The organism is Flectobacillus sp. (genome assembly GCF_049240685.1).
Classification (GTDB): Bacteria; Bacteroidota; Bacteroidia; order Cytophagales; family Spirosomataceae; genus Flectobacillus.
Genome location: NZ_JBMLSD010000058.1, coordinates 1 through 12,002, shown reverse-complemented (window position 1 = coordinate 12,002; position 12,002 = coordinate 1). Strand labels below are relative to the sequence as shown.

General features: G+C 37.0%; 11 protein-coding genes. 5 read left to right on the top strand and 6 right to left on the bottom strand.

Translation table 11 applies throughout. The features are described 5' to 3' along the window. Positions 1 to 68: 68 nt before the first annotated feature. The 3 genes from ACOVQ4_RS02590 to ACOVQ4_RS02580 form a co-directional block, all read right to left on the bottom strand. The gene (locus ACOVQ4_RS02590; RefSeq protein WP_421819105.1) at positions 69 to 818 is read right to left on the bottom strand and encodes a superoxide dismutase; all 750 of its coding nucleotides are present in this window, start codon (positions 816 to 818) and stop codon (positions 69 to 71) included. 72 nt (positions 819 to 890) lie between these two features. Then, entirely contained in the window at positions 891 to 1,508 is a 618-nt protein-coding gene (recR, locus tag ACOVQ4_RS02585; protein ID WP_421819104.1) for a recombination mediator RecR, read from the bottom strand. Positions 1,509 to 1,545: 37 nt separating this feature from the next. Continuing rightward, positions 1,546 to 1,827: an ATP-dependent Clp protease adaptor ClpS gene (locus ACOVQ4_RS02580; protein WP_421819103.1), complete on the bottom strand. Its 282-nt coding sequence runs from the start codon at positions 1,825 to 1,827 to the stop codon at positions 1,546 to 1,548. Between the two features lie 198 nt (positions 1,828 to 2,025). On the opposite strand from ACOVQ4_RS02580, the gene ACOVQ4_RS02575 reads away from it, so the two are divergent. After that, positions 2,026 to 3,471, top strand: a complete 1,446-nt coding sequence (locus ACOVQ4_RS02575) for a sodium:solute symporter (protein WP_421819102.1) — start codon at positions 2,026 to 2,028, stop codon at positions 3,469 to 3,471. 61 nt (positions 3,472 to 3,532) lie between these two features. Here the strand turns inward: ACOVQ4_RS02575 and ACOVQ4_RS02570 are convergent, their stop codons facing one another. Beyond that, positions 3,533 to 4,165 carry a LolA family protein gene (locus ACOVQ4_RS02570; protein WP_421819101.1) on the bottom strand — a complete coding sequence of 211 codons (633 nt, stop codon included), beginning with the start codon at positions 4,163 to 4,165 and terminating at the stop codon, positions 3,533 to 3,535. A 277-nt stretch (positions 4,166 to 4,442) separates the two neighbouring features. On the opposite strand from ACOVQ4_RS02570, the gene ACOVQ4_RS02565 reads away from it, so the two are divergent. The 4 genes from ACOVQ4_RS02565 (at position 4,443) to ACOVQ4_RS02550 (ending at position 9,803) form a co-directional block, all read left to right on the top strand. Continuing rightward, on the top strand, positions 4,443 to 6,887 hold the full coding sequence (locus ACOVQ4_RS02565) for a hypothetical protein (RefSeq protein WP_421819100.1): 2,445 nt from the start codon (positions 4,443 to 4,445) through the stop codon (positions 6,885 to 6,887). 521 nt (positions 6,888 to 7,408) lie between these two features. After that, on the top strand, positions 7,409 to 8,125 hold the full coding sequence (locus tag ACOVQ4_RS02560; protein WP_421819099.1) for a 3-keto-disaccharide hydrolase: 717 nt from the start codon (positions 7,409 to 7,411) through the stop codon (positions 8,123 to 8,125). A 125-nt stretch (positions 8,126 to 8,250) separates the two neighbouring features. Continuing rightward, a complete protein-coding gene (locus ACOVQ4_RS02555; RefSeq protein ID WP_421819098.1) occupies positions 8,251 to 9,126 on the top strand; it encodes a YicC/YloC family endoribonuclease in 876 nt (291 codons plus the stop codon). Positions 9,127 to 9,221: 95 nt separating this feature from the next. After that, positions 9,222 to 9,803: a DNA-3-methyladenine glycosylase gene (locus tag ACOVQ4_RS02550; RefSeq protein WP_421819097.1), complete on the top strand. Its 582-nt coding sequence runs from the start codon at positions 9,222 to 9,224 to the stop codon at positions 9,801 to 9,803. A 33-nt stretch (positions 9,804 to 9,836) separates the two neighbouring features. Here the strand turns inward: ACOVQ4_RS02550 and ACOVQ4_RS02545 are convergent, their stop codons facing one another. Then, positions 9,837 to 10,724 carry an EamA/RhaT family transporter gene (locus tag ACOVQ4_RS02545; protein ID WP_421819096.1) on the bottom strand — a complete coding sequence of 296 codons (888 nt, stop codon included), beginning with the start codon at positions 10,722 to 10,724 and terminating at the stop codon, positions 9,837 to 9,839. Positions 10,725 to 10,791: 67 nt separating this feature from the next. Continuing rightward, positions 10,792 to 11,871: a ferrochelatase gene (hemH, locus tag ACOVQ4_RS02540; RefSeq protein WP_421819095.1), complete on the bottom strand. Its 1,080-nt coding sequence runs from the start codon at positions 11,869 to 11,871 to the stop codon at positions 10,792 to 10,794. Positions 11,872 to 12,002: the final 131 nt, after the last annotated feature.

The window sequence follows — 12,002 nt, the reverse complement described above, 5'->3', positions numbered from 1 at the left end:
AAATCCCCATCTTTGACAAAACAAAAATGGGGATACAAAGGTCACATTAAGTTGGAATTAAACAAAACCTATTTTAAAGCATTTTCAAAATTCTTAGAGACTTCGTCCCAATTTACTACATTCCAGAAAGCTGTAATATAATCTGCACGCTTATTTTGGTATTTCAAATAATAAGCATGTTCCCAAACGTCTAGCCCTAAAACAGGTTGTCCTTTTTTATCAGCCACATCCATTAGTGGGTTGTCTTGGTTTGGAGTTGAAGTAATAACTAATTTTTTATCTTGAACAATCAGCCAAGCCCATCCAGAGCCAAATCTTGAAGTAGCAGCTTTAGTAAACTCCTCTTTAAATTTATCAAAAGAACCAAAGGTAGAATCAATAGCTTTTGCTAAATCCCCTTTTGGAGCACCACCACCCTTTGGCGAGAGTACATTCCAGAAAAAAGTATGATTCCAATGACCTCCGCCATTGTTACGAATCGCAGCAGGCTGTTTACTAGCATCTTTTATCAACTCGATAAGTGTTAGTTTTTCGGCAGGCGTACCAGCTACAGCCTTATTCAGGTTATCAACATACGCTTTGTGATGACGGCCATGATGTATTTCCATAGTCATTTTGTCAATATTGGGTTCCAAGCTCTCAGGAGCATAAGGAAGCGCAGCTAATGAAAATGGAGCCGATTGTGCTGCAATCTGCTCTAAAGACAAAGAAGGTAAAAATTGATTATAATTAGATTTTCTACCGAATGCCCAAGATTTTAATCCTGAAAGTACAAAAGCCGATGCAAATGCAGACTTCAAAAAATTCTTACGATTCATAAGTAAATATAAGTTTAAGTAATCCTGTCCTTTATTAAACGGGAAAATTAAATAAAAGATTGTAAAATTGCTTTATTCGTAAGCAATACGACTTACGATACTTCTACCAAGTGTAATTTCATCGGCATACTCCAAATCACCTCCGATTGGAATGCCCCTTGCGATAGTTGTTAGTTTGACACCAAAAGGCTTAATTCGTTTAGTCAAATAAAAAGCAGTAGTGTCACCCTCCATGGTTGGACTCAATCCGAGAATGATTTCGGTGATAGGCGAATCTGTAGTTTTGGAAGAAGTAATACGATTGATTAAAGACTCTATTTTCAAATCATTTGGCCCTATCCCCTCCAGTGGAGAAATAATACCTCCCAACACATGATATAGACCTCTATATTGAGAGGTATTTTCGATAGCTAAAACGTCGCGAGCATCCTCTACCACACAAATGAGTGTTTTATCTCTTTTGTTGCTGGCACAAATCCCACACAATTCTGTATCAGAGATATTGTGACATTGCTCACAGTAACGAATTTGGGTGCGCATAGCCACAATGGCCTCAGCTAGCTTGAGTGTATGCTTCTCATCTCTTTTGAGCAAATGTAAAGCCATACGCAAAGCAGACTTTTTGCCAATGCCTGGCAATTTAGCTATTTCGTCGATAGCCTGTTCAATTAATTTGGATGGATAATTCAACTTGGTAAGCAATTAATAAAGACAAGCAATTTCATGATTACATGATTTCAGCAGAAAGCCCTCTGCGACAAATGTCATTACGCATAGGAGCTAATTCATCAAAAGAACCTTTTTTGACAGAACATTTACCTTTGAAATGAATCAAGATAGTACATTGTTCTGCTTGTTCTGGGCTGTGTCCACAAACGTCAATTAACGTTTCGATAACATAATCAAACGTATTGACGTCATCATTGAAGACTACTAGGTCGTATTGGTCGACATCCTTTATATCCTCCAGTACATCTACTTCTTCTTCAAATTGTTCAAATGGGCGCATGTTTGAAAGATTTATTATTTTTAACTTATTGGATTATAACGTATTAATAATGAGCGAAGAAATATATTAGTCGCTCTATTAGCAAATTTAACAAAAAATATCAATTTTGCCTTTCATTTTTATTACAAAGCAAGTATTATTTTCTTGTTATCAAACACCCAATTCAACTATTTACTTATCAACTCAACCTTAAAAATTATGAGTACAAGTTTAGCCATTGGCATTCTCGCAGTATATTTTTTATTATTAATTATTGTTGCACATTTTACCTCCAAAGGTGCTGATACAAACACTTTTTTTACAGCAAACAAACAATCTCCATGGTGGTTGGTAGCATTTGGTATGATAGGAACATCAATTTCGGGTGTTACGTTCATTTCTGTACCGGGGGATGTAGGAAATGTCTCTCTCTCTTATTATCAAATCATCCTTGGCAACTTGGTAGGATACTTTGTGATTGCTACTGTATTATTGCCCTTATATTACAAGCTCAATCTTATTTCAATTTATACCTATCTCGAAAAGCGTCTTGGGTTTTGGTCATATAAAACCGGTTCTGCGTTTTTCCTTTTGGCAAGAACACTCGGCTCGGCCGCACGATTATTCTTAGCGGTGCAGGTATTGCAACTCGCCATTTTTGATAAACTAAATATTCCTTTTGCTGTTTCGGCTCTTGTCACAATTGGCTTAATCTGGGTATACACTTACAAAGGTGGCGTAAAAACCATTATTGTAACCGATACCTTACAGACCTTCTTCCTCCTAACTGCTCTGGCTTTGACCATTGTGCTCATCAACCATAAATTAGGATTTAGCTTTACAGGTATGGTTTCGGCAATACAAGAAAGTAAATATTCTCAAATGTTTTTCTTCGATGATTTTGCTTACAAACATCATTTCTTGAAAGATTTTGTCTCAGGGATTTTCATTTCTATCGTAATGACAGGCTTAGATCAAGACTTAATGCAAAAAAATCTGACTTGTAAAAATATCAATGAGGCCAAGAAAAATATGTTTTGGTTTTGTTGCACCTTCGCTGTAGTAACTCTTATGTTTATAGCGTTGGGGGCTTTGCTGTATATCTATGCCAACAAAATAGGATTTGCGATTCCTGCCAAAACAGATGAACTGTATCCAGTATTAGCCTTGGGAGGACATTTTGGCATTGTTGCAGCTGTTACGTTTTTATTAGGTATTACTGCAGCTACCTATGCAAGTTCAGACTCAGCACTTACGGCTTTGACCACGGCTTTTTGTATTGATTTTATGAATATCGAAAAATATCAAGAATCAGAACGTAACAAAATAAAGCACTATGTACATATTGGATTTTCTGCCTTGTTTTTTATCGTCATTATGATATTCCATGCTTACAGTAAGCAATCTATCATTTCGGCGGTATTTAATATTGCTTCTTATACTTATGGGCCTTTGCTTGGATTATTTGCCTTCGGCCTATTTACGAAAACCCCAATCAAAGATAAGTTTGTGCCAATTGTTTGCATTATCGCACCAATCCTTACCTTTCTCATTGTAAGCAACTCTAAAGCATGGTTAAATGGCTATGAATTTGGATTTGAAAAATTATTGTTAAACGGGGCTATTACTTTTGCGGGATTATATCTTTTAAAAAAATCTGAATAAAAAACATTTTCAAAAAAAAGGCTAGCTCAATCGTTGAGCTAGCCTTTTTTTTTGAAACCTATTAACGAAGATCGTTTACTTCAACACCTGGATATTTAGATTTGTCGAAAGTAAAAAATTTATCATCAACATTTGAAGTAGGATTAAACTTAATCACGTTGAAAGTCTGACGCTTTCCGCTTTTATCAATAATGGTCCAACCGCCTACAGTTTTATCCGTTTTGTTTACTTTAATTTTGACTTTAGAAACCTGTCCTCCTTTTTTTTCTGGAGAGAGCTCCACAACCTCAAAAGTTTTACCAGACTCTTTAACCTCTCCGACAAATGTATATTTATAACCCTTTTTATCGAACGAATACACCTTTGCTGGATTCAAGTCATTCTCACTAGGCTCGTATTCAGAAATATTCACTTCGTTGGTTTCTTTGATATAAGTGGCAACGTCCTTTCCGTTATTAAACAATTCTTGACCAGCAAGTTTTAGACGATACTTCTGTCCTTTTACCGTGATGTCTCCTTTGAGTACTTGCTTGCTACCATCTGCTCCATAGGCGAATGTAGCACTGAAGGACTTCAACGACTTGTATTTTTTTTGCATTGCATCAATGATTGCACCAGCTTTCGAGTCTTGTGCATGCGCACCAGAAAGATTAATAGCTATAGCAAACGTGATAATCGAAATCAATTTTTTCATTATATCTAGTTATGAGTATTATTATACGTATTGACAAAGTTAAGGATAAATGGTTTGAATTTTCGAGAGAAAAATCCAAAAAACCGAAAAATAGCGAGGTTTTTCTAATAAAAATCCAACATTATATATCCAGATAACGTATTTGGTAATGGAAACTGATATAAAAACTCTCGAAAGTACCAACAAGTTCATTCATGAATGAATGATTCCTTTTATCTTTGTTTCATAGCAGATAAGATATTTAAACATTAACCCTAGAAAATCTTAATCACAAAACATGCAATTTTCATTCAAAAAATTCCTTCCGCACATTGTAGCGATTGTATTTTTTGCAGTATTGGCAGGGATTTACGCATCACCAGCCCTTAAAGGCAAAGTCATTCAGCAACATGACATTCAAATGGCTCAGGCGGCCGCACATGAGTCAGTAGAATTCAAAAAAAATACTGGTGAAACTACTTGGTGGACCAACTCCATGTTTGGTGGTATGCCTACTTATATGATTTCGGCAAATTACCCAAATAGTATAACAACAAAAATAGGTCAATATGCCAACAATGCGCTTCCTAGTCCTATCAATATGATATTTTTGGAGATGCTTGGCATGTATATATTCCTGATTATTCTTGGACTCAACAATTGGCTTTCGGTACTTGGGGCAATAGGTTATGCCCTAGGAACATTCAATATGGTTATTATACCTGCTGGACATAACTCAAAGGCTTTGGCACTTGCGTTTGCCCCATTAGTATTGGCTGGCTCGGTATTAGTTATGAGAGGTAGGTATTGGGTTGGTGCCGCCCTAACAGCACTCTTTATGGGCTTGGAATTGTATGCCAACCACGTACAAATCACCTACTATCTATTCCTTTCTTGGGGCATTTTGATATTGGTAGAAGCTATTGAAAAAATCAAAAAAGGAGAAATCAAACAATTAGTACTTTCTTTGGCAATCTTAGCTGGAGCTTTGGGCGTAGGCGCCGCCAACCATGCTATGAGACTTTGGAGCAATCTTGAGTATTCTAAAGAAACCATTCGTGGCAAATCTGAATTAAAATCGAATACCCAATCAAATGGCGGGCTTGATAAAGACTATGCTTTCGACTGGAGCTATGGCATTGGAGAAACAGGAACATTACTCATCCCTAATTTTAGAGGTGGGGCTTCAGGGGGTTCGCTCGGGGGGAAAAAATCTGAGACCTATAAACTATTAATAGATAACGGACAGCCTGAAGAGGTAGCCCTTGGATTCTCGGAAAGAAGCGTAGCCTATTGGGGCGACCAAAGCTTTGTGGGAGGACCTGCCTATGCTGGCGCCGTAATCTGCTTCTTATTTTTAATGGGCTGTTTTTTGGTAAGAGGCTCTCTTAAATATTGGTTAATCGGAACAACCGTGTTGTACGTGGTACTTTCTTGGGGTAAAAACTTCTTCTTCAACGACCTCATGTTTGACTACTTCCCTATGTTTAATAAGTTCAGAGCTGTTACGATGATTTTATGCCTTGTGCAGTTCTCCTTGGTTACAATGGCAGTTTTAGGCATTAAAAGAATTGTGGAAGAAAAACTCCGTTTCGAGCAAATCAAAGATGCGTTCTTTATTAGCTTTGGTTTGACGGCTGGATTTGCCTTAATCCTTGGCTTGCTACCTGATTTGTTCTTCAACTTCCGCTCACCAAACGACGCCAACTTTCAGTTGTCGGGCAACAAAGATTTTGATACCCAAATTCTCAATGCCATTGTAAAGGATAGAGCCTCAATTTTTCGCTCGGATGCTTTACGTACTTTTATGCTGATTTCGATTACCGCTGCGGCTATTTGGGCATTTGTGAAAGGTAAACTAAAGGAGACAGTACTTTATCCTATTCTGATTTTGTTGGTTACCTTCGACTTGTTCAGTGTAGATAAAAGATATTTTAATAATGATTCTTTTATGGATAAAGCAGCCGTAGAAGAAAATACAGCGCCATCGCCTCTCGATACTGAGATTATGAAAGATAAAAGCACCTATAAAGTTATTGATTTATCGAGCAACTTTATGGGCGATGCCAAAATGTCTTATTATCATCAATCTCTTGGTGGTTATCATGGAGCAAAGTTGCGTAGGTATCAAGAGTTGGTAGAGCATCATTTGTCAAAAAATCCGTTGAACCTACAGGTATTAAATATGCTTAATGCCAAATACATCGTGGTACCAGGAGCCCAAGGAGCGCCAACGGTACAGCAAAACCCAGAAGCTTGTGGGAACGCTTGGTTTGTTCAAGAAATTAAAATGGTTCCAAACGCTGATGAAGAAATCAATGCCCTGACCAATTTTAATCCTAAAAAGACAGCTATCATAGACGAACGATTCAAACCTGAATTAGGAAATTTATCAGCTATCAAAGCAGATTCTATCAACAATAAGATAGCGCTTGTTAGTTACAAGCCAAACCATTTGACATATACTTCAAATGCTAGCTCAGAACAATTAGCGGTTTTCTCAGAAATCTTTTATCGTGGCAATCAAGATTGGAAGGCATATATCGATGGACAGTACAAACCACATTTACGCGCCAATTATGTATTGAGAGCGTTGGTGGTTCCTGCAGGAAAACACACCATAGAATTCAAGTTTGAACCAGAGGTTGTGGCAAAAGGCTCAAAAATTGACTTTGTTGCTTCATTCTTATTGGTAGGTTTGTTAGGCTTGGCTATTTTTTTCGAAGTAAAAAAGAAAAAATAATGTGAAGGTAATTTAAATACTCATACCTTTCTGGGCTTGCAACTCTCGTTGCAAGCCCATTTTGTTAGTAAGAAATTGTCGTTTAGTGTTGAAGGCAAGAGGCACAAGGCAAGGAGTTTTTATATTATTTTTTAGTATCAATATAATTTGCCGTATGCCCAAAGCTGAAAGCTGTAAGCCTGAAAAATTATTTTTTTTGAAGCTTATTAAGCTAGGTACTTTTAAAGATTTTTTTATAAAAAAAACAGTTTGATACTGTTCTAAAAATAGGTTCACAACTTATCCTGAACTAGACAATCCCTATTTATGCAGTAAAAAGACTATCAAAAAATAGCCTCTATTTTCTTGTTTAAAATAAAGTGAGAATATTTTCCCAAAATTTAAAATCATAAATCTCAAATCCTCGACTGAAAGTTTCCCACCTTTTCAGGGTATAATATTCGGAATTGAGTATTACATTTGCTTTTCAATATGGTAAGTTTAATTACCCAACAGCCCATTTTCTAAATTCCCTTTATTACATGAAAAAAACTAGTTTAATTACTTGCTTAATGCTTTCAGCATCCGTTTTTAGTCTCCAGGCTAAAGAAACTCCGAATACATTATCCAAAAAAGAAATCAAATCAGGATGGCGTTTATTGTTTGACGGAAAAACAACTACAGGTTGGCATACTTGGAAAAGCAAAGAAGTAAAAGCCAATTGGATAGTTTCGGATGGTGCACTAAAATATGACACCTCCAAAGGAAAGGAAGGTTCTGGCGACCTTGTAAGCAACGAAGAATTCGAAAACTTTGAATTAAGTATTGAGTGGAAAATATCTCCTAACGGAAACAGTGGTATTTATATCAACAGCCAAGAAGATGCAAAATATGCCTACGGATGGTTTACTGGCCCTGAAATTCAAGTAATAGATAATGATGGTCACCCAGACGGAAAAATCAAAAAACATCGTGCGAGCGATTTATACGATTTGATTCAGTCATCGTCAGAACCAGCAAAGCCAGTTGGTGAGTGGAACCAAGTAAGAATTATCAGCAACAAAGGAAGCCTTCAGGTATATATGAACGGAGTAAAGGTAGTGGAAACGCGCATGGATGACCAAAATTGGAAAGACCTTATTGCCAATAGCAAGTTCAAAAATATGCCAGATTTTGGTAAGTTTCTAAAAGGACATATCGTATTACAAGACCATGGCAACGACGTATGGTATAGAAGTATCAAAATCAAAAGCCTTTAGTTTCTAATACAATATACATAAGGAGGAGGTATTTGCCCAAGGTTTTGGCAATGCCTCCTCTTTTTTTATTTGGACAAATCAATTTTTACCTGCAAATTGCATAGAACGTAAAATAATTGAATACTATGTTAAAATCAATGACAGGCTTCGGGAAAGCGGTTGTAGAAGCAAATAATCTGACTGTAACTGCTGAAGTCAAAAGCTTGAACTCTAAATTCACAGATATATATTGTCGTATCCCAAAAACCTTTTCATCTCGAGAAATTGAGATACGTAACATTCTTACTCAACAGTTAGAAAGAGGGAAAATAGAATTTAATTTACAAGTACAGTACACAGATGCCACGGCGGGTACTTCTGTAAACCGTGCCTTGGTACAAGCATACGTAAAAGACTTGGCAGAAACCGCTGCGATTTTTGGCAACATCGAAACCACAGAATTACTAAAAATAGCCCTGACCATGCCAAATGCCTTCAACACCGACGCCGTATCTGAAGAGCAGAGTGAAGCAGAATGGAATGTAATTTTGCAGGCAGTCAACAAAGCGGTAGAACAATGTAACACGTTTCGATTAAGAGAGGGAGCAATTGTACAAGCCAAATTTATCGAATACGCACAAAATATTGGCAAATTATTAAGCCAAGTGGAAGAGCTAGATAAATCGCGAATCCCAGGTGTTAGAGAACGCCTTCGAAAATCTGTGGCAGATTTGTTACAGGATGAAAATTTTGACAAAAACCGCTTCGAACAAGAGCTGGTCTATTATGTAGAAAAATACGATATTTCAGAAGAAAAAGTTCGCCTCCGCACACATCTTGACTATTTTCAGACAATTGTAAAAGAAGGAAATGGGAAAAAACTAAATTTCTTGTCTCAGGAAATCGGTCGTGAAATCAACACCATCGGTTCTAAAGCGAACGATGTTGGTATTCAACGTTTCGTAGTAAACATGAAGGATGAATTAGAAAAGATTAAAGAACAAACTTCCAACGTATTGTAATAGTTAAATATAGAGTTCGTATTGCCTGATTGTTTAACACAAATTTTGCCCATTTACTTACATCCGAGTAAGAATCCGCAGGAAAAAGTAAATATATGCTTATGAAAGAATTGGAGGAATTATTGAATCTTGATACACTTTCGCTTTCAAAAGCCCTTTTAGGTTGGCAGCTTAGACTTATTTCTTTGGAAGGCATATACGAAGGAATAATTGTAGAAACAGAAGCCTACCTTCAGGACGATCCTGCTTGTCACGCTTATCGAAAAAAAACGACGAGAAATGCGCCAATGTTTGGTTCGGAAGGGACTATTTATGTTTACCAAATATACGGAATGCACTATTGTGTAAATATATCTGGAAATAAAGAGGGAGTTGGCGAGGCCGTGCTTATCAGGGCCTTGGAGCCCACCAAAGGAATCGATTTGATGAAAAAAAGGAGAAATACCGATTCGATTCGGAATCTGTGCTCTGGTCCGGCCAAATTGGTTCAAGCCTTTGGAATTAACAAAGAAATGAACTTTTGGAATGTAAAAACTCATGATTTGACCTTAATAGCTCCCTCCGCTACTATTGATGAAGAACAAATCGTTACAACCACAAGAATTGGAATAACTCAGGGTGTCGAACTGCCCTATCGGTTTTACCTCAAAAACAGTAGATATATTAGCAAAAAATAAAGGCGCCGATGTACAGCGCCTTTATTTTTTTCCCTAAAAAAAACCTTGATGATTAATGAGAAAAATAGCAATCAAGGCCAATAATAGCCCAAGGTAATTGAGTTTGGTAAGTTTTTCCTTGAAAAAAACAATACCAACCAAAGACGAAACCATAATTACACTAATATTATACAAGGGCAACACGTAAGCTCCATTGTTATCATAGTCGCTAAGTGCTTTGAGTAAATAATAGAACGAAAGAAAATTAGGTACGCCTAGCGGAATAGCAGCAATCAAACTTATAAGATTGATATTTTCGTGATGCTTTACTTTTCTATACAACAATACAAATAATCCAAAAACCATCGAGCCTATCAATATCGTGAGGGTATATGGAATTCGCTGCTCATCGGATTTGATGAAGGAAGCCGACAAAAAATTAAATGTCGTATTAGTAATCCCATACATCACAAAAACAGCTAGCGGCAATAGCCAATTTTTTTCCTTTCCCGATGCGGTATCCTCCTCTTTTTTGAAAGTACTAAGAGCAACTGCACCTATCGCAAGTGCCAATCCCTCATAATTGAGGAAATCAAAGCTACCAGCTCTAGTAAGAAACAAAAGACTAAAAATTACAGGAATTACCAGCGAGATATTATTCGCTAAGGAGGTGGCGGTCATACCCATCTTTTGGGTAGAAACGCCCGATAAAATAAACGTTACCACAAACCCTACTCCGAGTATGAGGGCGTAGAGAGAGCCTTCCGCATGAATATCAAAATGAAAGGCTTGCTCAGACGGAAGCATTAAGAGTCCAGTAAGAAAACAAACTGGATAATTTAATATAATAGCTTGAAAGGTATTTACCTTAAAGTTAGGATGAAGTCTGAAATTGACCAGTAACAACACTGAAAACAATACGCTCAGAATTAGTGAAAGCATTTTAAAATCGGATTAGTTTGAATGAAAAGAAAAAGGGTGAACTAATCCACCCTTTTTCTTTTCAAAACTAAGCATTTTTGGTAACTAAATCCTTCAAAAGTTCTACCCAAATCGGAGAATTATTCAAACTTTCTACCAATTGCCAGTGTTCGCCACCTAATTCTTCAAACACTTCTTTGTATTCTTCACCAACCTCGATGGTAGTCTCTAAGCAATCCGCTACAAATGCGGGCGAAAAGGCCAATACACTTTTCTTACCTTCTTTGGCCAATCTTTTAATCGTATCCTCGGTATAAGGCTGTATCCAAGGGTCTCTACCTAATCGGGATTGAAAAGTAGTTAAATAGGTTCCCTCTTTCAAACCAAGTTCCTTTGCCATCAAGCGGGTTGTTTCATGACATTGTGCACGATAACAATACTGATTAAACGAATGAATTGTATCACAGCAAGAGCCAAACTTGCAGGTCTCACCCGTACAATCTCCCTTACGGATTTGTCGTTCGGGAACGCCATGATAGCTAAAAATATAATAATCAAAATCATGCGAGGCCATATAATTACGCGCCGCAGAAGTAAAATGTTCGATAAATTTTGGATGATCGTAATAAGTATTGACAAATTTAATCTCTGGAATAATTTGCCAACCTGAAACGATTTTCATTACTTTCTCATAAACTGAACCAGTCGTTGCTGAGGCATATTGTGGAAAGAATGGAATCACAATTATTTTTTGAAAACCCGATTTTCTGAATTGTTCCAACACAGAATCAAGACTTGGACTTTGATAACGCATTGCTAGCTTAACCTCAAAGTCAGAACCAAGTTCTTTCTGGAGCATTTCTTCTACATCTTCACCATAAAACTTTAATGGAGAACCTCTATCCTCCCAAAGTTCTTGATAAGTTTTTGCAGACTTTGGCGAGCGAAAAGGTGCAATTATCAAGTTTACGAGCATCCATCTAAAAGCCACTGGGATATCGATAACCCTACCATCCATCAAGAATTCACGAAGGTATTTTCTCACATCTGGGGTTTTAGGAGAGTCTGGAGTACCTAAATTTACGATTAATACGCCCGTTTTCATTTGATTTTTTTGAGAAGTGGTCACAGAATTTTGAGTGTTTGGGGTTTTGTCTACTATTTCCATCTGTCTAGTTTGCCTTAAATGGCCTATTGTATTAAGTTAGTGGGCAAAATAAAATTTAAGATTATGCTTAGAGCTTTCAGGTATCGGCTTTCGGCGGTGGGTTTTGGAAAAAAGCATGGCTGTAGGCAATA